Origin of the sequence: Exiguobacterium sp. Helios, from assembly GCF_014524545.1 — a bacterium.
GTDB lineage: Bacteria > Bacillota > Bacilli > Exiguobacteriales > Exiguobacteriaceae > Exiguobacterium_A.
The window spans coordinates 2175632-2198492 of record NZ_CP053557.1 but is presented as its reverse complement, the minus strand read 5'-3'; the positions used below and the strand labels follow the sequence as shown (position 1 = coordinate 2198492).

At 50.1% G+C, this 22861-nt stretch carries 21 protein-coding genes; 18 read left to right on the top strand and 3 right to left on the bottom strand.

Features of this window, described 5'->3' with window-relative positions; all coding sequences use genetic code 11:
- Positions 1-23: 23 nt before the first annotated feature.
- The 10 genes from HNY42_RS11525 (at position 24) to HNY42_RS11480 (ending at position 11842) form a co-directional block, all read left to right on the top strand.
- Entirely contained in the window at positions 24-1340 is a 1317-nt protein-coding gene (locus HNY42_RS11525; protein ID WP_131502633.1) for a uracil-xanthine permease family protein, read from the top strand.
- Between the two features lie 138 nt (positions 1341-1478).
- A complete protein-coding gene (locus HNY42_RS11520; protein WP_188005446.1) occupies positions 1479-2378 on the top strand; it encodes an aspartate carbamoyltransferase catalytic subunit in 900 nt (299 codons plus the stop codon).
- Between the two features lies 1 nt (position 2379).
- Entirely contained in the window at positions 2380-3651 is a 1272-nt protein-coding gene (locus HNY42_RS11515; protein ID WP_188004524.1) for a dihydroorotase, read from the top strand.
- On the top strand, positions 3644-4732 hold the full coding sequence (locus HNY42_RS11510) for a carbamoyl phosphate synthase small subunit (RefSeq protein ID WP_188004523.1): 1089 nt from the start codon (positions 3644-3646) through the stop codon (positions 4730-4732). The genes HNY42_RS11515 and HNY42_RS11510 overlap by 8 nt, the downstream gene beginning before the upstream one ends.
- On the top strand, positions 4725-7937 hold the full coding sequence (gene carB, locus HNY42_RS11505; RefSeq protein WP_188004522.1) for a carbamoyl-phosphate synthase large subunit: 3213 nt from the start codon (positions 4725-4727) through the stop codon (positions 7935-7937). Before HNY42_RS11510 ends, carB begins: the two co-directional genes overlap by 8 nt.
- Entirely contained in the window at positions 7934-8665 is a 732-nt protein-coding gene (locus tag HNY42_RS11500) for a dihydroorotate dehydrogenase electron transfer subunit (RefSeq protein ID WP_131972489.1), read from the top strand. Before carB ends, HNY42_RS11500 begins: the two co-directional genes overlap by 4 nt.
- Positions 8662-9591, top strand: a complete 930-nt coding sequence (locus HNY42_RS11495) for a dihydroorotate dehydrogenase (protein ID WP_188004521.1) — start codon at positions 8662-8664, stop codon at positions 9589-9591. Before HNY42_RS11500 ends, HNY42_RS11495 begins: the two co-directional genes overlap by 4 nt.
- Positions 9566-10264, top strand: coding sequence for an orotidine-5'-phosphate decarboxylase (gene pyrF / locus HNY42_RS11490; protein WP_131502627.1), 699 nt, complete (start codon positions 9566-9568; stop codon positions 10262-10264). Before HNY42_RS11495 ends, pyrF begins: the two co-directional genes overlap by 26 nt.
- Positions 10261-10902, top strand: a complete 642-nt coding sequence (gene pyrE / locus HNY42_RS11485; RefSeq protein ID WP_131972490.1) for an orotate phosphoribosyltransferase — start codon at positions 10261-10263, stop codon at positions 10900-10902. Before pyrF ends, pyrE begins: the two co-directional genes overlap by 4 nt.
- A 130-nt stretch (positions 10903-11032) precedes the next feature.
- A complete protein-coding gene (locus HNY42_RS11480) occupies positions 11033-11842 on the top strand; it encodes a GNAT family N-acetyltransferase (protein WP_188004520.1) in 810 nt (269 codons plus the stop codon).
- 82 nt (positions 11843-11924) lie between these two features.
- On the opposite strand, the gene HNY42_RS11475 is transcribed toward HNY42_RS11480, so the two are convergent.
- On the bottom strand, positions 11925-12896 hold the full coding sequence (locus tag HNY42_RS11475) for a zinc-binding dehydrogenase (protein WP_188004519.1): 972 nt from the start codon (positions 12894-12896) through the stop codon (positions 11925-11927).
- 1 nt (position 12897) lies between these two features.
- Positions 12898-13389, bottom strand: coding sequence for a lactoylglutathione lyase family protein (locus HNY42_RS11470; RefSeq protein WP_131502623.1), 492 nt, complete (start codon positions 13387-13389; stop codon positions 12898-12900).
- Positions 13390-13495: 106 nt separating this feature from the next.
- Between HNY42_RS11470 and HNY42_RS11465 the strand changes: the two genes are divergently transcribed.
- From HNY42_RS11465 to HNY42_RS11450, 4 genes are all read left to right on the top strand, one after another.
- Positions 13496-13795 carry a winged helix-turn-helix transcriptional regulator gene (locus tag HNY42_RS11465; RefSeq protein ID WP_114595454.1) on the top strand — a complete coding sequence of 100 codons (300 nt, stop codon included), beginning with the start codon at positions 13496-13498 and terminating at the stop codon, positions 13793-13795.
- Between the two features lie 40 nt (positions 13796-13835).
- Entirely contained in the window at positions 13836-14525 is a 690-nt protein-coding gene (locus tag HNY42_RS11460; RefSeq protein WP_131502622.1) for a metal-dependent hydrolase, read from the top strand.
- 207 nt (positions 14526-14732) lie between these two features.
- Positions 14733-15632 (top strand): DUF4097 family beta strand repeat-containing protein, encoded by a 900-nt coding sequence (locus HNY42_RS11455; RefSeq protein ID WP_131502621.1) that lies wholly within the window; start codon positions 14733-14735, stop codon positions 15630-15632.
- Complete coding sequence (locus HNY42_RS11450; RefSeq protein WP_188004518.1) at positions 15629-16540, top strand: FUSC family protein; 912 nt, start codon at positions 15629-15631, stop codon at positions 16538-16540. The genes HNY42_RS11455 and HNY42_RS11450 overlap by 4 nt, the downstream gene beginning before the upstream one ends.
- Positions 16541-16598: 58 nt before the next feature.
- Here the strand turns inward: HNY42_RS11450 and HNY42_RS11445 are convergent, their stop codons facing one another.
- Positions 16599-18293 carry an Rqc2 family fibronectin-binding protein gene (locus HNY42_RS11445; RefSeq protein ID WP_188004517.1) on the bottom strand — a complete coding sequence of 565 codons (1695 nt, stop codon included), beginning with the start codon at positions 18291-18293 and terminating at the stop codon, positions 16599-16601.
- Between the two features lie 168 nt (positions 18294-18461).
- Here HNY42_RS11445 and gmk point away from each other — a divergent pair, with 168 nt between their 5' ends.
- The 4 genes from gmk to priA are packed head-to-tail and all read left to right on the top strand — an operon-like array spanning position 18462 to position 22852.
- Positions 18462-19079, top strand: a complete 618-nt coding sequence (gmk, locus tag HNY42_RS11440) for a guanylate kinase (RefSeq protein WP_188005445.1) — start codon at positions 18462-18464, stop codon at positions 19077-19079.
- A 1-nt stretch (position 19080) separates the two neighbouring features.
- A complete protein-coding gene (rpoZ, locus tag HNY42_RS11435) occupies positions 19081-19284 on the top strand; it encodes a DNA-directed RNA polymerase subunit omega (protein WP_012370799.1) in 204 nt (67 codons plus the stop codon).
- A 56-nt stretch (positions 19285-19340) separates the two neighbouring features.
- Entirely contained in the window at positions 19341-20531 is a 1191-nt protein-coding gene (gene coaBC / locus HNY42_RS11430) for a bifunctional phosphopantothenoylcysteine decarboxylase/phosphopantothenate--cysteine ligase CoaBC (protein ID WP_188004516.1), read from the top strand.
- Positions 20528-22852 (top strand): primosomal protein N', encoded by a 2325-nt coding sequence (gene priA / locus HNY42_RS11425; RefSeq protein WP_188004515.1) that lies wholly within the window; start codon positions 20528-20530, stop codon positions 22850-22852. The genes coaBC and priA overlap by 4 nt, the downstream gene beginning before the upstream one ends.
- The last annotated feature ends 9 nt before the right edge of the window (positions 22853-22861 follow it).

The following is a 22861-nucleotide window of genomic DNA, read 5'->3' as shown; positions in this document are numbered from 1 at the left end:
AGACCAGAAAGGGAGTTATCCTTATGAAAACCCACACAGCGATTCTTGATGTACAAGAACGGCCAAAACACCCCCTGCAATGGCTGATGCTCAGCCTCCAACATGTCTTCGCGATGTTTGGCGCGACGGTCCTGGTTCCGTTATTAACGGGATTAAACACATCCGTTGCCCTCGTCGCAAGCGGAGTCGGCACCTTGATTTTCCTCGCCGTCACACGCTTTAAAGTCCCGACGTACTTAGGTTCAAGTTTTGCTTATATCGTCCCGATCATTGCCGTCAGTGAACGCTGGGGAGTGGAAGATGCCCTTGTCGGTGGCATGGTCGCCGGGCTGGTCTACGGAATCGTTTCACTCGTCATCACATATACAGGGGTCGGTTGGCTGATGAAACTCTTGCCACCGGTCGTCATCGGACCAGTCATCATGGTCATCGGATTATCGCTTGCGCCGACAGCTGTCAACATGGCGATGAACGGAGCGGACGGAAAGTACAGCGGTACCTTCCTCCTCGTCGCCTTGACGACACTCGCCGTGACGTTACTTGCCATGACGTATTTCAAAGGCATGTGGAGTACGGTGCCGATCCTGTTCGGTATCTTGACGGGTTATCTGGTCGCTGTCGCGGCGGGAATCGTTGATTTCACTTCACTGAAACAGGCGAGCTTTTTCCAAATTCCTAACTTTACGGTACCGTTCCTGGATTACTCACCAACCTTGAACTGGGCAGCACTTGCACTCATCGTCCCGGTCACACTCGTCACATTAACAGAACACATCGGAGAACAAAAAGTGACATCACGGATTATCGGGCGCGAGACGCTTCTTGATCCGGGGATGCACCGGACGGTTCTCGGAGACGGACTGGCGAAGACGATTGCTTCAATGCTCGGCGGTCCGCCGGTGACGACATACGGTGAAAACAACGGTGTCATGGCCATTACCCGCGTATACAGCGTCTTTGTCCTCGGAGGCGCAGCCGTTCTTGCCATCAGCTTCGGATTCCTCGGCTATGTCGAAGGATTCATCAAAACGATTCCGACACCTGTCATGGGCGGCATCAGTATCCTGCTGTTCGGCGTCATCGCTTCAAACGGTCTGCGGACTCTGGTTGAAAGTAAAGTCGATCTTGCGGATAAACGCAATCTGACGATCACTGCTGTCATCCTGGTCATCGGAATCGGCGGGGCTGCTTTGAAAATCGGTAATTTCTCGTTAGAAGGAATGGCACTGGCGACGATTCTAGGAGTCCTTTTGAATCTGATCTTGCCGAAAACGAGTACCGAAGTGGCAGAACAAGAACAAGAATCATCACAACCGAAACGAGCAGCTAACGACTTTTAAGACGTTCCAGAGAGAACGATAAAGTGGAGGCCCTTCAGAAACAGATGGCGACATCTGTCTTCTTCAGCGCACCTTCACATCAGAAGGTGCGCTTTTTTGCGGCCCAAAGGAGAGAAGAACATGCAGACACGACAACGGATTGCCCATTTTACAAGTCTTGACGAGCTGTCGACAACTGAAATCGAACGATTGATAAAGCGGGGACTGCAACTGAAACAAGGCGCACCCGCCCGGCCGTTGCCGAAGAAAACCGTCGCTAACTTATTTTTCGAACATTCGACCCGGACCAAATGTTCATTTGACATGGCGGAATATCATCTCGGATTGCACGTCCTGCCATTCGAAACGGCGACCTCATCCGTTCAAAAAGGTGAAACGTTACTGGATACATGTAAGACGTTACAGGCGCTCGGCGTCGATGCGCTCGTCATCCGTCACGGAGAGACCGGTTATTACGAACCGCTGCAACACCATCTGTCGATTCCAATCATTAATGCCGGAGACGGCAGCGGACAGCATCCCTCACAATCCTTACTGGATTTGATGACCATGTACGAGACATACGGTCATGTCAGCGGGAAAACGATCGTCATCTGTGGGGATCTCCGGCATAGCCGGGTTGCCCGCTCCAATGCACACGTCTTACAGCGGTTGGGAGCGACCGTCATCGGTTCCGGACCGAGGGACTGGTTCGATGAAACGATGGGAATCACTTACCGGGAGATGGATGAGGCAGTAGCCACGAGTGATATCATCATGCTGCTCCGCGTTCAGCATGAACGGCATGCGGATAAGCATTCGTTTGCAACAGATGAGTATCACGAACGATACGGGTTAACGGAGGACCGGATGAACCGGATTCGACCGGATGCGATTGTATTACATCCCGCACCGGTCAACCGCGGCGTTGAAATTGCCGAAGAACTGGTTGAACATCCGCAATCGCGTATCTTTGATCAGATGACGAATGGTGTATTTGCGCGAATGGCGATTTTAGAACGGGCGTTTGAGACAGCAACGACAAAGGAGACGATATAAGATGGCAATCCGAATTGATCATGCGACATGGTATAAAAATGGGGAACGGCACGAGTCGAGCATTCGCATCGAAGAGGGTGTCTTGACGGAGCTCGATGCGACACCACGCGAGACGGATCAGGTGATTGATGCGACAGGTTATACGGTCGCACCAGGATTTGTCGATATTCATGTTCATTTACGCGAACCGGGCGGCGAACATAAGGAGACGATCGCGACGGGAACGGCAGCAGCGGCGGCAGGCGGGTTTACGACGATTTGTCCGATGCCGAACACGCGACCGGTTCCGGATGACCGGGAGACGCTGGATGCGCTCTTTAAAAAGATTGAAGAAACGGCATCTGTCCGTGTTTTCCCTTATGCGGCGATTTCAAAAAATCAGCTAGGGCAGGAACTCGTCGCATTTGAACAACTGACCGATGCCTTTGCTTTCACGGATGACGGAGTCGGTGTCCAAACTGCCGCTGTCATGCGGGAAGCGATGATACGCGCCGCCGCCGTCAATAAAAGTATCATCGCCCATTGTGAAGATGATTCGCTGAAGGCAGGTTGTGTCCATGAAGGAGCGTATAGTGCACGCGAAGGATTACAGGGAATCCCGTCACTGGCCGAAAGCGTTCATATCGCGCGGGATGTCTTGATTGCGGAAGCGACCGGCTGTCATTATCACGTTTGCCATGTCTCGACAAAGGAATCCGTCCGGGTGATCCGGGATGCAAAACGGGCAGGGATTCGGGTGACGGCGGAAGTCACGCCCCATCATCTGGTGTTAACGGAAGACGATATCGTCGGACGCGATCCAAACTTCAAGATGAATCCACCACTTCGGAGCGAAGCGGATCGCCAAGCATTGCTGGAAGGTTTGCTGGACGGGACGATTGATTGTATCGCAACGGATCATGCACCGCATGCAACAGAGGAAAAAGCACTCGGCATCGAGCGGGCTCCGTTCGGAATTACAGGATTTGAGACAGCATTTCCGTTGTTATATACGAAGCTGGTCGAACCGGGCATCGTCACGCTTGCCCAGTTGCTCGATTGGTTGTCACGTAAACCGGCTGATTTGTTTGACTTGCCATTTGGACGAATCGAAGTCGGAGCACCTGCCGATCTTGTCCTACTCGATCTAAAGACAGTTCGGACGGTTCAACCGGATCAGTTTTTCTCGAAAGGGAAAAACACACCATTTAGTGGAGAACGACTAACGGGCTATCCGGTCTTGACGCTCGTCGGTGGAGAAATTGTATTCAAGGGGGAAATGACACATGTCTAAACGGACGTTGATTTTAGAAGATGGAATGGTGTTTGAAGGAGAAGCATTTGGTGCAAGCGAGGTGACGATGGGGGAAGTGGTCTTCCAAACAGGCATGACCGGGTATCAAGAGATGTTATCCGATCCTTCCTACTGTGATCAAATGATCGTCTTAACCAATCCGTTGATCGGCAACTACGGCATGAACCGTGATGACTATGAAACGACCCGTCCGCTTGCGAAAGCACTGATTGTCCGGGAAGTCTGTCATACACCATCAAACTTCCGCTCCCAGACGTCACTTGCAGCGGCTCTAGAGGAATTCAACATTCCCGGTTTAACGGGAATCGATACCCGTCAGTTAACCCGACACCTGCGTTCAAAAGGAGTCATGCGGGGACTCCTCGTCGATGGCGCGTACGAGTTGTCCGAGCAACTGGACCGGATTCAACAGATGACGCTTGCAACCGATCAGGTCAAACGGGCTTCGACGGAACGCGCCTATGTCATCCCGGGTGCCGGTCCACGGATCGTCTTGGTCGATTTCGGTGCCAAACTCGGGATTATCCGTGAGCTTGTCCGACGCGGATGCGAAGTCGTCGTCGTCCCGCACGACGTGACGGCGAAGGATGTCTTGCGTTACGTACCGGACGGTGTCATGTTATCGAACGGTCCCGGGAATCCAAAAGATGTTCCGACCGCGATTCCCTTAATTCAGGAACTGACCGGTCAAGTCGTCATCTTTGGCATCTGTCTTGGTCATCAATTGATCGCCTTGGCGCATGGAGCAGATACGTTTAAATTACCGTTTGGTCACCGGGGAGCAAACCACCCGGTCAAAGATCTTCAAACGGGACAAGTCAGTATCACGTCACAAAATCATGGTTACGCTGTCGAGGAAGAGTCGCTGGTCGGGTTGAATCTCATGCTGACGCACCGGGCGATCAATGATGGGACCGTTGAAGGAATCCGGCATACGATCCACCCCGTCTTTTCCGTTCAGTATCACCCTGAAGCTTCTCCCGGACCGATGGATGCCAATGATTTATTTGATCAATTTTTAACAGAAATCACGAACCAACAGGAGGTCTCTCATGCCTAAACGTCAAGATATTCAAAAGATTCTCGTTATCGGATCCGGTCCAATCGTCATCGGACAAGCGGCGGAATTTGATTATGCCGGAACACAAGCCTGCCAAGCCTTAAAAGAGGAAGGGTACGAAGTCGTTCTCGTTAACTCCAATCCGGCGACCATCATGACGGATCCGACAGTAGCGGACCGCGTGTACATCGAACCGTTACAAGCAGAGTTTGTTTCCCGGATCATCCGGAAAGAACGTCCCGATGCGTTACTCGCGACTCTCGGCGGACAAACGGGTCTGAATCTTGCTGTTGAACTGGATCGACTGGGTGTTCTTGCCGAATATGGCGTCGAGCTGCTCGGGACGAAGCTGACGGCAATCGAGGAAGCGGAAGATCGTGATTTGTTCAGAAAATTGATGTTTAGACTCGGGCACGGTGTTCCGGAAAGTGAGATCGTGCATACAGTCGAAGAAGCCGAACACTTTTGTGCGAAAATCGGTCTTCCAATCATTATTCGACCGGCATATACGCTTGGTGGAACCGGTGGCGGCATCGCTGAAACGATGGATGAGTTCATCCGGATTGTCGAAGGTGGACTCAAAGTCAGTCCGGCGACACAGGTTTTACTTGAGAAATCAATCGCCGGGATGAAAGAAGTCGAATTTGAAGTCATGCGTGACGCGACGAACCAGGCAATCATCGTCTGTGCGATGGAAAACTTTGATCCGGTTGGTGTCCATACGGGTGACTCGATCGTCTTTGCTCCGACACAAACGTTATCCGACCGCGATTATCAGATGATGCGTAATGTATCGCTCGATATCATTCGTGCACTCGGGATCGAAGGTGGGTGCAATATCCAATTCGCACTCGATCCGGTGAGTTTCACGTATTATGTCATCGAAGTGAATCCGCGTGTATCGCGTTCTTCGGCACTGGCTTCGAAAGCGACAGGATATCCGATTGCTAAACTGGCCGCGAAAATCGCCGTCGGGTATGCCTTATCCGAGTTGAAGAATCCGATTACGGAAACAAGTTTTGCTTCGTTCGAACCGGCACTTGACTATGTCGTCGCCAAGATTCCCCGTTGGCCGTTTGATAAGTTTGAGTCGGCGGACCGGACACTCGGGACGCAGATGAAAGCGACGGGTGAAGTGATGGCCATGGGACGGACGATGGAGGAAGCCTTGCTGAAAGCAGTCCGTTCGCTTGAAATCGGTCAATCCGATTTACACATGACACGTTTTGCTGAAATGAATGAAGCCAATCTGCACCGTCAAATCGTCAAAGCGACGGATGAACGATTGTTTGCCCTCTATGCCGGCATCGAACGCGGTTATACCGTCGAACAGTTGCACGAATGGACAAGCATCGACCGGTTATTCTTAGAAAAACTGCATCACATCCACCGAATTGAACAGGACATCGTCAAGAATGGATTGACACAGGAACGCCTGCGTCATGCCAAACGCTATGGCTTCAGTGACCAAATGCTTGCCCGGATTACGGAACAAACCGAGACAGCTGTCCGGTCCATCCGTAACGAAGCGGGACTGCATCCAGTTTATAAGATGGTCGATACGTGTGCAGCGGAATTTGCATCCGACACACCGTATTACTACGGCACGTACGAAGTTGAAAACGAGGCGACACCAACAACACGGGCGTCGATTCTTGTCCTCGGTTCCGGACCGATCCGGATCGGGCAAGGGGTGGAGTTTGATTATGCAACGGTCCATTCCATTCAAGCGATTCGTGAAGCGGGATATGAAGCCATCATCGTCAACAATAACCCGGAGACGGTCTCAACTGACTTCTCGATTTCTGACCGGCTCTATTTTGAACCCTTGACGACGGAAGATGTACTCGAAGTCATCCGAAACGAACAGCCGATCGGGGTCATCGTGCAATTCGGCGGACAGACGGCAATCAATTTAGCTGAATCGCTGGAAGCGGAAGGGGTGAAGATTCTTGGAACGGCTCTTGAGGATCTCGACCGGGCAGAAGATCGGAAACAGTTTGAAGCGGCCCTGACACAGCTTGAAATTCCGCAACCTCCGGGGAAAACAGCTGTCACAGTAGCTGAAGCGACAGAAGCGGCAAGCGAGCTCGGGTATCCGGTTCTCGTCCGCCCGTCTTATGTCCTGGGCGGACGTGCGATGGAGATTGTCTACGGACAGCAGGAGCTGGAACATTATATGAAACACGCCGTCATTGCCTCGCCGGAACGTCCGGTTCTCGTCGACCGTTATTTGACCGGAATGGAACTTGAGGTGGATGCGATTTGTGACGGAGAAGATGTTGTCATTCCGGGCATCATGGAACATATCGAACGGGCCGGCGTCCACTCCGGGGATTCCATCGGCGTTTATCCGCCGCAACGGGTACCGCAAGCGATCAAGGATTTGATTGTCGATTATACGACGCGGATTGCCAAAGCCTTCCGGATCAAAGGATTGCTTAATATCCAATTCGTCTTTGCAGACGGAGAACTGTATGTGCTCGAAGTCAATCCGCGGGCAAGTCGGACCGTCCCGTTCATCTCAAAAGTCACCGGCTTACCGGTTGCACGCCTGGCGACGAATGTCATCTTGGGAGATACGCTCGCATCTTACGGATTGACGAGTGGCGTCTTACCGGAAGAAGAACTGGTCTCTGTAAAAGTACCGGTCTTCTCGTTTGCGAAGCTGAAGGAAGTCGATCCGTCGCTCGGACCGGAGATGAAATCGACCGGAGAAGTCATTGGAACGGACCGGACACTCGAAAAAGCGCTTTATAAAGGGTTGCTTGCCTCCGGTATGGCGATTCCGGAACACGGCCGTGTCTTGTTGACGGTCGCTGATCAGGATAAACAGGAAATGCTCGATCTCGCCAAACGCTTTACGGCACTCGGCTTTACACTTCTTGCCACGGCCGGAACAGCCGGTGTCTTGGCGGAGCACGGTCTGCGTGTCCAAGTCGTCGGTAAGCTCGGTTCGGAACAAGGGTCAATGCTCGAATGGATTGAAAAAGCGGAAGTTGAATATGTCATCAATACGATGAGTCGGGATTCGCAAGTCACGAAAGACGGCTTCATCATTCGCCGGGCAGCAGCAGAAAACAATGTCGTCTGTCTGACTTCTCTTGATACCGCGGAAGCCTTATTACGGGTCATTGAAAGCCTGTCCTTTGAAGCCAGTGCCATTCAGCCATTCGACTATATGAAAAAGGTGGTGACTCGATGATTCAACTTTTGACGGTCGTGACACGACGACAAATTGCTTCAGGCGCGACAGAATTAGTCTGTCGCCGTCCTGACGCGACGCCTATCGAACCAGGGCGGTTCATGCATTTGCGGGTCGGTCCATTATTACGTCGCCCGATCTCGATTGCTAACGTCGAAGGAGATTTAATCACATTTTTGTTCAAGGAAATCGGTCAAGGTACAAAAGAACTGGCGCGTCTTCGGGCGGGGGATCAAATCGATGCACTCGGCCCACTCGGAAACGGGTTTCCGGTCGAACATGTCGCGCGTGATGCCAAAATTGTGTTGGTCGGGGGAGGTATCGGGGTTCCACCGCTCTATTACACGATGCGTCGACTGGTCGAACGGGGAATTGCCTGCGAAGCAATTTTGGGATTCGATACGGCAGACAGTGTCTTTTATGAAGACGAGTTTCGAAAACTTGGTCCGACGACGGTGACGACCGTCGACGGGACAGCAGGAATTCAAGGATTCGTGACCGCCGCACTCGACAGCAAGCGGTTCGATACACTGTTCGCCTGTGGACCGGAACCGATGTTACGCTCGATTCAACAGGTTCCGATCGAACATAAGTTTTTATCGATTGAAAACCGGATGGGGTGCGGCATTGGCGCCTGTTTCGCTTGTGTCTGTCCGACACCTGACGGACATTATGTCAAAACCTGTTCCGATGGTCCGGTCTTCCGGGCAGAAGAGGTGATTCTATGAACCGTCTACATGTGACGTTACCCGGTCTGAATTTAAAAAATCCGATCATTCCGGCGTCCGGATGTTTCGGATTCGGTGAAGAGTTTGCCAAACTGTACGATTTATCCATGCTTGGAGGCATCATGATCAAAGCGGCGACCGGGGAAGAACGGTATGGCAATCCGACGCCGCGGGTTGCAGAGAGCGGTATGGGCATGCTGAATGCGATCGGTTTACAAAATCCGGGTGTTGAAGGAATCATCGCACAGAAATTACCGTTTCTCAGTCAGTTTGATACAGAAATCATTGCGAATGTGGCCGGCTCGACACCAGAAGAATATGAGGAAGTCACGAGACGGATCAGCCGGGATCCGGTCGTTAAAGCAATCGAGTTGAACATCTCCTGTCCAAACGTCAAGTCCGGCGGGTTGCAGTTCGGAACGGATCCGAAGATGGCGGCTGAGCTGACACGGCGCGTCAAAGCGGTTTCCGAAAAACCGGTCTATGTCAAATTATCTCCAAATGTCACGTCGATTGTTGAGATGGCCCAAGCAGTTGAACAGGCGGGTGCGGATGGACTGACGATGATCAATACACTTGTCGGGATGCGGATCGACGTTCGGACCGGTCAACCGATTTTGGCTAACCGGATCGGCGGATTGTCCGGACCAGCCATCAAACCGGTTGCCATTCGGATGATTCACGATGTCGCCCAAGTCGTCTCGATTCCGATCATCGGGATGGGAGGCGTCATGGAAGTGGATGATGTACTCGAGATGATTTACGCAGGCGCGTCAGCGGTAGCGATTGGAACGGCAAATTTCGTGAATCCGTTCATTTGTCAGGAACTGATAACGGCATTGCCGAAACGAATGGACGAGTTAGGCATTGAACACATTTTGGACATCAGGGGGAAAGCATATGGAGCAACTTTACATCGCGCTTGATTTTGAGTCAGCCAACCAAGTCGAACGATTTTTAGAAAAATTGGCACCACACCGTCCGGCAGTCAAAATCGGGATGGAGCTGTATTATGCGGAAGGTCCCGCTTTTGTCCGGCATTTGGTCAAACAAGGACATGCTGTTTTTCTCGATTTAAAAGTCCATGATATTCCAGAAACTGCCCGACGGACGATGCGGATCATTGGTCAACTCGGTGTTGAACTGACGAACGTCCACGCAGCAGGTGGAAAAACAATGATGCAGGCGGCCCTTGCAGGATTACGTGAGACGTCGGCCGATACACGGTTGATTGCCGTCACCCAACTGACATCGACCGATCAAGCGATGTTAACCGAACTGATGATTCCACACACGATGGACGAGGTGGTTGCGCACTATGCACGCGAAGCCGAACAGGCCGGTCTTGACGGAGTCGTGTGTTCCGCTCTCGATACGACGCACATCAAGGCCATCTGTCGACCCGGATTCCAACTGGTCACTCCGGGAATCCGGCCGAACGGGACGGCAGCAAATGATCAAAAACGGATTGCGACCGTGACGGACGCCGGACGAAACGGGGCGACGGATCTCGTCATCGGACGTGCCATCACACAGGCAGAGGATCCGAAAGCCGTCTATGAAGCATTACTCTCAGAATGGAAGGGGATCAGATCATGAATCAACTGGCAAAGGCTTTACTCGAAATCGAAGCGGTCACGTTAGCACCGACGACACCGTATACGTGGGCGAGCGGGTTACGGTCGCCCATTTATTGTGACAACCGGCTGACTTTATCCAGTCCGGCCGTTCGGACGCTGATTGCCGACAAATTAGCGGAACGCATCCGGCTCTTAAACGTCGATGTCATCGCCGGGACGGCAACAGCCGGTATTCCGCATGCGGCGCTCGTCGCGGAACGACTCGGTCTTCCAATGATTTATATCCGAGGGAGTGCCAAAGGACACGGAAAAGGGAATCAGATTGAAGGACGTTTGCAAGCTGGACAACGTGTCATCGTCGTCGAAGACTTATTGTCGACGGGGACGTCCTCGATTGAAGCCACCCAAGCAGTTGAAGCAGCCGGGGCAACCGTTGTCCGGATTCAAGCCATCTTCTCTTACGGCATGACACGACTGAAGGAAAACTTAACGGCGGCCGAAGTGGAAGCGGATGCGTTACTGACTTTTACAGAATTGCTGGAGACAGCTGTCGAGACGGCCTACATTTCCAAAGAAGAACAGGACGCTTTGCGGACCTGGTCGGTGGATCCGGTGAAGTGGAGTAAAGCGTTCCTGGCGGTCGCAAAACAGAATTAATTACGACAGCATGAGTGAAGTGAGCCGAGCATGAGTGAAGTGAGCCGAGCATGACGGAAATGATGAGAATCATCCGTCATGCGTTCTTTTTTTTGATACACTGAAAACAAAGAAAAGGAGCTGTTTTCAGATGTTGACCCATTATCGTGATTATGAGAGCTTCAAACAGGTTGCGGTCCCGTTGCTTGAACGACGACCTGATGTCCATCAGTTGCCGCTCGGGATACTCGAACGGGGGGATGTCCCGATTTTGATGGCGATTGCAGAAGAGGGAGACCGGACGATTGTCGTCCTGCAAACAATTGAAGAACAGGCAATCCTGGCAGGGGATGTGTTTACATACGAAGGAATTCGAAAGTTATCACGGATTTTGAACTGCCCCGGATATGTCGGCGAGCAGGCAATCATTAAACCGTTGCTGGCTTCGCACAGTCCGTTTCAAATCAAGATGGATCAAGGGATTTACGCATTGACGACGGTGATTCCTCCGGTAACGCTCGACTATGAGTTCCGTCTAATCGAGGAACGGTTTGCTGATCAGGCTGTTGCGTTCGGCTGGTCATTCATCCAAGAGACCGGCGCCTTACCCGCGACAGAACGCAGTCGTTTGAAAAATAAACAAACGATCCTAAAACATATTCAAGCAGATACCTTGTTTGGTCTGTTCGACGGGGAGCAGTTACTCGCGATGGCGTCTTCCAGTCGACCAACTGCTTCGGGTGTGACGATTTCGTATGTCTTCACCCCGCTAAAATGGCGGAAACAAGGGATTGCTTCTTACTTAGTGGCATGTTTGTCCGAGCATTTATTACAGCAGTATCCGATGGTGTCATTGTACACGGACTGGTCGAATCCGACGTCGAACAAGATTTATCAAGCAGTCGGCTTTAAACTCGTCGGACGTTCGGTACAAATTACGAAACGTCCGAAATACCAATGACCGGATGACAGCATGAAAAAGCAGCAGTGCTTTCCTGAATCATGAGGAAGTACTGCTGCTTTTGTTGTAGAAATAAGATATGTTAAAACGTCGCGATGATTTTTCCGCGGACGTGGCGCTCTGACAAACGTTGTAAGCCTTTGACGATGTCTGCCGCCGGAATTTCTTCCGTGACGAGCGGATTCAGTTCTTTTGCTGCAACGAGTTTTAGAAGCTCACTTGCCATATGACCGAGATTCCGGATGGCACGGTCATCTTCGCTCGCATAAGCAGCAGCGAGTGCGACTTCATGAACGGACGGAGAGAGCGTAAACGGTTTGACGACCGATTGATCGGGTCCACCGGCGATGAAGGCAAGTTGACCGGAAAAAGCGAGGCGTCCGAAATCCGCTGTTGCTTCATCACGACCTACCGTGTTGAAAATCAAATCAGCACCGCGACCGTTCGTCCAGTTTCGGATGGCTTCTGTCACGTTTTCTTTTTTATAGTCGATGGCAAGATCCGCACCGAGTTTCTTGACCCAATCGTGATTTTCCTTTGAGGCCGTCGTCGCAACGGATAACCCGAGACGTTTGGCAAGTTGAATACCGATTCCGCCGACACCACCTGCACCGGCATGGATGAGGATCGTTTCTTTACCGGTCGTGTTCATCTTTTGAACGATTGCTTCATAGGAGGTCATCCCGGCACACAAAATCGCCGCTGCCTCGGTGAAGCTGACAGCATCCGGAATTTTGGCCAGGGCACGGGCATCGACGACTGCATATTCCGCAAAGGCTCCGTTTTTTTGGAGGTTCGTATGGATTGCCACCCGGTCACCGGGCTCGACACCCGTTACGTTTTTCTCCACTTGTTCAACGATACCGGTTAAATCAACACCCGGAATATGCGGGTACGTCCAAGCCGGATTTTTCGTCGCTTTATAATCAACAGGATTCAAGGCGGCGGCTTGGACGCGAATCATGGCCTGCCCTTCACCCGGTGTGGGTGTTTCGACTTCTTCAAATGTCCATTGATCGATAGTGTCGCCTGCGTGATTTAGCCATGCTTTCATTTTAATACGCTCCTTCCGAGTAGGTCAGTTCATACGAATGGGAGTACAGTTCAACGAGGTTGCCGAACGGATCTTCACAGTACACCATCCGGTACGGTTTTTCGCCCGGATAATATTCACGGATCGGCATCCGTTGTTTGCCGCCGTGCGCGACGATTTTTTCGACCATGCCTTCGATGTCCGGATCTTGAATCGCATAGTGGAAAATGCCTGTTTTCCAGAATTCAAAGTTGTTTTCCGGTTTTTCGTTGTTCGGGAACTCAAATAACTCGATCCCGACCCGGTCACCCGTCGCCATATGCGCAATGCGGAATTTTTCCCAGCCGGCTCCGAAGACATCCGTACACATGACACCGATTGGTGAATCGTCTTCTACGACATCGGACGGTTCCATGATGATATACCAGCCCATGACCTCCGAGTAAAACGAAATGGCTTGTTCTAAATTTGGGACAGACAGTCCGATGTGCGAAAAATTACGTGGATATGTCATAACATCCAACTCCTTTGCATTTTGATTTACGACAACGATAACTTACGATACACTCGACTGCATAGTACGCACTTTGAAGTAACTACCTGAAGGAGAGACGGAAGTAATGACGACAGAACAATTTCCAGTCAATCGGGCGCTCGCCATCATCGGCGGGAAATGGCGTCCACAGTTATATTGCACGCTAGAGGACGGTCCGAAACGTTTTTTAGAGTTACAACGCGCGATTCCCGGTATTTCCCGGAAAGTCTTGACCGATCAGTTAAAGGAACTCGAACGGCTCGGGATGGTCGAACGGATTGAATTTGATGAAGCCGTCCTGCATGTCGAGTACCGCTTGACAGACGCCGCTTATACGTTGCAACCTGCGGTAAAAGGTTTATGTGCCTGGGGAGAAGGGAACTAAATCTTCTGTTGATACCATTAATCTCAGGAGGTCATTTTAGATGAAGTTGACTTATCATGGACAGTCTACTGTCACCATCGAAACGAACGGGCACCATATCGTGATTGATCCGTTTTTCAGCGGTAACGATCACGCGATGACAAAACCGGAAGACGTCAAAGCAGATTTTATCTTGCTGACGCATGCACACGCTGATCATATGCTGGATGCAGAAGCCATCGCAAAAGCGACCGGCGCAACGATTGTCGCAACACATGAACTGGCGACTTACCTCAGCTTCAAAGGATTGAACGTGCATCCGATGAACCTGGGCGGACAGTTCGAGTTTCCGTTTGGTAAAGTCAAAATGACGCAGGCATTCCACTCTTCAAGCATCATTGACGAAGAAAAACAGACGATCACGTATATGGGGATGCCAGCCGGTTTCTTATTGACGATTGAAGAAAAAGTCATATATCATGCGGGAGATACAGCACTGTTTGGTGATATGGCGCTCTACGGTGCGCATTATGATATCGACCTCGCCTTCTTGCCAATCGGGGATAACTATACGATGGGACCTGATGATGCGTTAGTTGCAGCAGACATGCTGCAAGCGAAAGCGGTCGTTCCGGTTCATTACGATACGTTCGATTTAATCAAACAGGACGCCGAGGCATTTTGTGCGAATCTCGAAGCACAAGGGCAGACGGGTCATGCGTTAAAAATTGATGCATCCATCGAACTCTAAAATACAGTGAGCCCTTCCATGCGAAGGGTCTTCGATAATCGAAACGGACACTTTTTCTGATAAAGCAGGAAGAGGTGTTCGTTTTTTGTTGTGCTCCAACCTCCGCCCGATGGCAATATGTGAACAATTTCGTATGATAAAGAAGGAATGTTGACAGACGAATCATAAATTCGGAATAATGGGAGAGAATTGGATGGAGGTAGACCAATGGAAGAGAACACAAGCAGAACAGAACGAAAACGCAAACAATCCTCGTTTACGCGGCTAAAGGACAAACGACGGAAAATGACGGCATCATTTGATCGGATTGGTACCCGCAAACCGATCCGGCGTCCACTGATTGTGTATGGATCGGTTCTTTTAAGTTTGCTGGTTTTATATACGGTGACGTTGTTTTTGACGACGGATTCCTTATCGCGGGGCGAAGCATTTAAAACGACGAAGCGGTATAAAACGTTGCAAATCGATGCCCCGAACGGCACGATCAACTTTGTCCGGAGTACGGACGGAAACGTTCAATTGAAATTGGTCGATAGTGCGTCAAGTCAAAAACGATTAAAGATCGGGACGTCAGGAAATACATTGACGGTGACAGGGCGAGACGGATTTGCAGCACGACTCGGGAACCGTCCGAGTGAGAAGCCGGGTGATTTTTCGATTCAAGTCGGATTACCGAACTATATGAATCGTATTGATGTCGACGCCGAGTCGATCAAAGGGATGGGTGTTTATGCCAAATCAATTAATCTGTCAGCCGAGACGATGGACTTAAATAAAATGGACGCCGACGATATTGTTCTGACAGGTAAAGGCAATGTCAAAGCATCGAATATGAATGCCGTCCATGCTGAAGTGACGGCAGAATCGGTCAGTTTATCGGAATACGGTGCAAAACTCGATTTGACCGTCTCAACGATTGATGGTCCGATTCGATTGAAACCAACGAAAGCAGCGGGAACGATTGCTGTAACGACAGAGGGAGACATTAAAGCCTCCGACCGGTATACGAAACAAAAAGACGACGATGTGGCTTTATTCGAGTTATCCAAACAAGAAAAACCGGAAGTGACTGTCGAGAGTGAAGTCGGGCAGGTGACGCTCGAGTGAAATTCCAGTTTCGTATTGGTCTCCGGACGATCAAGACCGGAATCGCTGTAGCGATTGCCCTCAGCTTTTCCTGGTATGTCTTCGGGATCTATTCAGGTATGGGCGCCGTCGCTGCCATCGTTGCGATGCAACCGACGATTCACCGGTCGTTTAAAATCGTCTTCAATCGGATTTTAGGAACGATTCTTGGATTAGTTTGTGGACTGGCGGTCGTCGCTACGCTTGGAGCAAATCCGTTGACGATTGGTCTCGCGGTCATCGTTTCGCTTGTCTTCAACTCGATGATTGGACGGACCGACATGTCGACGTTTGCCGCTTTTGCGATCGTCCTGATGTTTGAGAGTCCGACAGCTGACTATGTCCATTACGCGTTGACTCGGTCTTTATTGACGGTCGTCGGCGTCTTATCCGCTGTCGCCGTCAACTATATCGTCTTCCCGCCGCACTACGAAGACCGCTTGTTGTTGTTCGTCAAAAAGACGACCAAACAATTGATGGAGGACTGGCGGAGTCTGGTCAAAGACGATGCGAAATTACTGACGGTCCGTAAACAGGTCTTAAAACATGAGGAAATGATCATCATGTTGCAAGAAGATCAGAAATATCCACTGGTTGCCAGTGGTCAGAGTAAAGCGTTCATTCAATTGAAACAGCTTGTTGATCTGGAAGATAAATTTCTGTTGCTTCTCGAGAGTATCGCCAGTCATCGTGACTTGCCGATGTCAGACGAGCAGGAGAAGATACTTGGACAAGAAATCGATTTTCTGCTCAGCCATCATTATGATGTGATCTTTTCACATGAACGCGATCAGCCGATGTTCAGCTTTGACCAGGAAGTCAGTGAGGTCAAAGACATCATCAACGGACACTTGCTAGATTACCGGGAACAACTCGAAAAAATGAAATAAAAAACGTCGTCCTCGAGACCCTTTTTCAATCGAAAAAGAGTGAGGGCGACGTTTTGGTTTAAGGTGTCCGCAATGACTGGACGAGATCGGCGTCCGGTGTGACGTAAAGTGTCGTTTGATCCGTATAGATGACGAATCCCGGTTTTGCACCACTCGGCTTTTTGACATGACGGAGTTCTGTGAAATCGACCGGGACCTGACTCGATTCACGTGCTTTTGAATAGTAGGCGGCGACAATTGCTGCTTCTTTCAGGGTAGTCTCATCCGGCTGTTCACTGCGAATGATGACGTGTGAACCGGGAATATCTTTTGTATGCAACCACGTCTCGGACCGACGTCCAAATTTAAAGGTCGCATAATCATTTTGTTTATTGTTTTTCCCGACGAAAAATGGAATACCGGTCGAAGATTGATACGACTCGAGTTTCGGGACGAGCGGTTTCTTTTTCTTTTTACTACGCTCCCGAACATAACCTTCTTCGACGAGCTCTTCCCGCATCTCCCGAATATCTTCCGGGGAAGCGACCTCGAGTTGCGCCAGCAATGACTCAAAATAATTGATTTCGAGCTGATTTTTCTCAAGTTGCTTCGCCACTTCGATTTTAGCGGTCTTCAGTTTGTTGTACCGTTTGTAATAGCGCTGGGCATTTTCATTCGGTGAAAAGCGGGGATCAAGGGCAATCGTAATTTCCTTGCCGTCTTCCTCATAATAATCGACGACCGTTGCTTCTTTCATCCCGCGTTCGAGCTGGTACAGGTAGGTCGTCAATAATTCCCCTTTATGTTTCAACTCGTCCATCTTTTCAGTGGCGGCGAGATCACGCTCTAGTTTCGTTCGTTTGAGAATATTTTTATCGTATTCACTTTTGATGAACCGTTCCAGGTCGGCAGCCTGCTGTTTGACGCGATCCCGATTCGATTTCTGGTGGAAAAACGCATCGAGGACGTCTCCGCTAGTTGCGAACGTCTTTTCTTCAACAATCTCTCCATGATGGAGCGCGACAGGCGAGAACCGTTCTTTTCCGTTTGCGAGACGCTGGAAATAATAAGGTCCTTTCAGTTCGCCCAGTATGGAATGAATTGCCTGCGCCAGTGACGTCCGGTTTGAATGTCCGGCCCGTGATACGATCTCGGCAGTGATTTGTGGTGAAAAACCACTGAACAATCCTAATAATTGACGATCGATTTTCCCGGCATTCCAATCAATCCGGTGTAACGTCTGTTCGATGTCACCGGTCAACGGATCGACTTTATCCTGTTCCGGTGGCAATTGATACTGTAAACCCGGCATGATAGTCCGGAATGTATTTTGGCTGAGCGGAAGATGTTTGATGGCATCTAAAATTCTATCCTGTCCATCTGTTAGCAGGATGTTGGAGTGGCGGCCCATCAGTTCGATGTACAGTTTCTTGGCTTCTTCGTCTCCGAGTTCGTTTCGTGAACGGACGCGCATTAAAATGACCCGGTCACGTCCGAGTTGTTCGATCGATTCGATGAATCCACCTTCAAGATGCTTCCGGAGCATCATACAAAACATCGGGGGTTCGCTTGGATTGCTGGTCGACTCCGATGTCAGATGAAGCCGTGCGTACATGGCATTGGCCGATGCGAGCAACATCACGTTTTTTCGTTCTGCCCGGACACTGAAAATCAAATCGAGTGCATACGGTTGATGTATTTTATTAATCCGTGCTCCAACGAGCGGTTGGAGTTCCCGGACGACACGTGTCGTCATTAGTCCATCAAAAGCCATGATATTACCTTCTTTCTTGATTTCGTTTCCACTTTCTAAAGGTAACAGAAAGTGCACGTTTATGGTATGATTAAGCAGTCGAGCTGAAAAAGACCACTTGCGAACTTCCTGTCTCTACTGCTAATATGAAACAATGTGAAGTTTGTTAGATGGAGGGGTTCTGAAGTGATTTTTAAAGAGCGTGGCTTATTACTCGTATTGTCTGGTCCGAGTGGTGTCGGTAAAGGAACAGTTTGCCGTGCTTTACGCGAAGACGAAGACAACAATTTGCACTATTCGGTGTCATGTACGACACGCAAACCGCGTGAGGGAGAAGTGGATGGTGTCCATTATTTCTTCAAGACACGTGAAGAATTCGAAAGTATGATTGCCAATAATCAATTGCTCGAGCATGCGGAATTCGTCGGCAATTACTATGGTACACCCGTCGATTGGGTCAACAAAATCTTGGATGAAGGAAAAGACGTCATCTTAGAAATTGAAGTGCAGGGTGCGATGCAGGTTAAGGAACATTTTCCGGAAGCTGTTTTTCTGTTTTTGGCTCCGCCAAGTCTACAGGAACTTCGTAACCGACTTGTTGGACGTGGAACGGAATCAGAGGAAGTCATCAAACAACGTCTTCTTGTCGCGAAAGAAGAGATTGAGATGATGGATGCTTATGATTATGTCGTCACGAATGATGAGATCCACAAAGCATGTGACAGAATTCAAGCAATCGTCACTGCAGAACATTGTAGCCGGGAACGCGTTGCGTCCTTGTATAAAAAAGCCATGGAGGTCAAATAACATGTTATATCCATCAGTAGACAAGCTTCAAAAGACGGTGCCTTCGAAATACACAATCGTGACGGTCGCAGCAAAACGTGCGCGTCAAATCCAAGACGGGAAACGCGTGAAAGTAGCGAACCCGAAATCATACAAACCAGTCGGAAAAGCGCTCGAAGAACTCTTTTCTGGTGAAGTCGTGGTTACGAACCAACCGCAAGACTAATTTTGAAGCAGCCACTCCTCATTGTGGCTGTTTTTTTCAATAAGGAGGAATTCATCATGCTAACGAATCGTAACATCCTATTATGTGTCGGAGGCGGAATCGCTTCATATAAAGCAGCGGCTTTGGCATCGAAGCTCGTTCAGGCCGGAGCGAACGTTCAAGTCGCGATGACGAAGAATGCCCAACAATTCGTCGGGAAAACGACGTTTGCCGCACTGACGCGGAAACCGGTCTATGATGATGTCTTCATTGAGCATGATGCATCCAAGATTGCCCACATCGATTTAGCAGATGAAGCCGATTTGATTGTCGTTGCTCCTGCAACAGCGAATCTGATTGCGAAACTTGTCCACGGGATTGCCGACGATTTTATCACGACGACCATCTTGGCTGCGACTTGTCCCGTCGTTGTCGCTCCGGCGATGAACGTCAATATGCTCGAACATCCGGCGACGGTACGAAATATGGACCGGCTGATGGCAGACGGAGTCCATTTGATTGCACCCGGCGTCGGGAATTTGGCATGCGGTTGGGTCGGAAAAGGGCGGTTGCCTGAACCGGAAGAATTGGTCGAGACATTATCCGGTCTTTTCGAAACCAAAAAACTGGGAAATCGTCATGTCTTGATCAGTGCCGGTCCGACGGTGGAACGAATTGATCCGGTTCGTTATTTGACGAACGATTCATCTGGAAAGATGGGCATCGCGCTTGCGGAAGCGGCTCGGGATGCCGGAGCGACCGTCACACTTGTTCACGGTCCGGTCCGTGGGACAGTGCCGACCGGTATGACGACGATTGCTGTCGAATCCGGTGAGGAGATGCTGGAAGCGATGTTAGCCGTCTATGACAAACAAGACTTGGTCATCATGGCAGCGGCGGTCGCAGATTATCGCCCGACTGTCCAGTATGATCGCAAACAAAAGAAAATCGACGGACCGTTACGGATTGAACTGGAAGAGACAACTGATATCTTACGAACACTTGGTGAGCGGAAGACCAAACAGATTTTAGTTGGTTTTGCAGCAGAGACGGAAAACCTGGAAACACATGCGAAACAAAAATTAATTCGAAAACAGGCGGATTTCATCGTGGCGAATGATGTCTCACGTGCGGATATCGGTTTTTCAAGTGATGAAAATCAAGTCACGGTCTACGGTAAAAGTAATGGAGCCGTCCATTACGATCAACAATCGAAGACCCGATTAGCAACCGCATTAATCGAACAGTTCGCGGAGGCCTTACGATGATTGCTGAAGTCATCGTCGATGTCGCCGCTGCGACGGTGGATCGGCCATTTGACTATGAAGTACCGGATTTATGGCGTGATCTCGTCGTTCCCGGTATGCGTGTCGAAGTTCCGTTTGGTCCGCGCTCCTTACTCGGAATCGTCGTAGCCGTGAAGGATGAGACCAATCTCGCACGAATCAAACCGATCGTACGTGTTCTCGATGAGACTCCGACGTATACGGAAGAATTACTTCGACTGTCGGGTTATTTATCAGAGACGACACTTTGCTATCAGGCGACAGCGCTCCTCGCGATGTTACCTGCTGCTTTGAAAGTCAGTTATGATAAACTGATTTTGGCGGAAGACCCGCGACTGGTTCACTGGAATCAGAAGAAAATCAGCCAGTTTCCGAGTGAGGTCCAGCAACAGATTTTAGTAGCTGCTCAAAAGGGAGAGGTGCACCTCCAACCGGTTGTCAAAGAAAAGAAAACCTCTAAAACGGACAAACGGATCCGCCTGCTTGATGAGACGATTGAATTATCAAAACAAGCTACCAAGCAGATCCTGTTTCGTGATTATCTGATGGAACGTCCGGAGGTGTTATGGAGTGAAGTGATGCATGAACTCGATTTGACCGTCAGCATTCTCAATAGTCTGGAGAAAAAAGGCGTCATTACGGTTGAGACGATTGATGTGAACCGGAATCCGTATGAACATCTTGTCCAGGATATCTTTGTTCCTTCTACGTTGACGACGCACCAGCAGGATGCCGTCGATGCGATTACGGCACCGGATGAAACGAATACGTTTTTACTCCATGGGGTGACCGGGAGCGGGAAAACGGAAGTGTATCTCGAATCGATTCATACCATGCTTGAACGGGGACGCCAAGCCATTCTGCTCGTACCGGAAATCAGTTTGACACCGATGATGGTCAAACGTTTTAAACGACGGTTCGGAGACCGTGTCGCCGTGCTGCACAGCGGGTTGTCGTTAGGTGAAAAATACGATGAATGGCGCAAGATTTCGCATGGAGAAGTGGACGTCGTCGTCGGAGCACGATCTGCGATTTTTGCACCGTTAACGAACATCGGTGTGATCATTTTAGACGAAGAACATGAAACGACCTATAAACAAGAAGAAAATCCGCGGTATCATACCCGGGACGTGGCAACATGGCGAGCGGCATACCATAAATGTCCCGTCGTCCTTGGAAGTGCGACGCCGATTCTAGAGACGTATGCACGCTCTCAGAAAGGGGTCTATCGTTACCTCCCTCTGACAGAACGATTCGGAGGCGAACTTCCACCGGTCGAGATCATCGATATGCGAAAAGAACTAGAACGCGGCAATCGAACGCCGTTCAGCCTCGCGCTTGTCGAAGGAATCAAACAGCGCATCGAGCGGGGCGAACAGACGGTCTTGCTCCTCAATCGACGGGGATACACGACATTCGTGCTGTGCCGGGATTGTGGAGAAACGCTTCAATGTCCTCATTGCGCTGTCAATCTGACTTATCATCAACACCAAGATTGTCTGAAGTGTCATTATTGTGGATTTGAAGCAGCGATGCCGAAAACGTGTCCGTCGTGTGAATCGAAAAAAATTCGGCAGTTCGGTACCGGAACGCAAAAAATCGAAGAAGAACTGGCACATTTAATTCCGGAAGCCAAAATCATTCGGATGGATCAAGACACGACGTCACGTAAAGGGGCGCATGAAAAATTACTAAATGCGTTTGAGCGCGGCGAAGGAAATATTTTGCTCGGGACACAAATGATTGCAAAAGGACTTGATTTTCCGAATGTGACACTGGTCGGTGTCATTGCTGCGGATGCCACACTCGGAATTCCCGATTTTCGGGCGAGTGAACGAACGTTTCAGTTGATCACACAGGTTTCAGGGCGGGCCGGTCGGGGAGCACTTGCCGGTCAATCGATCATCCAGACGTATAACCCGGATCATTACGTCATCCAGACGGCAAAACGGCATGACTATGAAGCGTTTTATAAGCGGGAAATGCAGTTGCGCAAATTAGGGGGGCACCCGCCCTTCTGGTTTTTAGGATTGATCACGATTTCAGCGGCCCATCCGCTTGAAGCCCAAGCAGAAGCAGAAGCGATTGCCGGACAACTCCGGCATTTGGAATCAGACGATTTAATTGTCAACGGTCCGCTCGAAGCCCCGCTCGCACGGTTGAAAAACATGTATCGCCAACAGGTGATTTTAAAACATAAAGGTCAAGAAGAAGTACGGGAGGCACTCCGTGCGATGCTTGCATTACGCATCAAACAAAAAGTCCAAGTAACAGTGGATTTAAATCCATTTGTATTCATGTGAGGTGGCAAA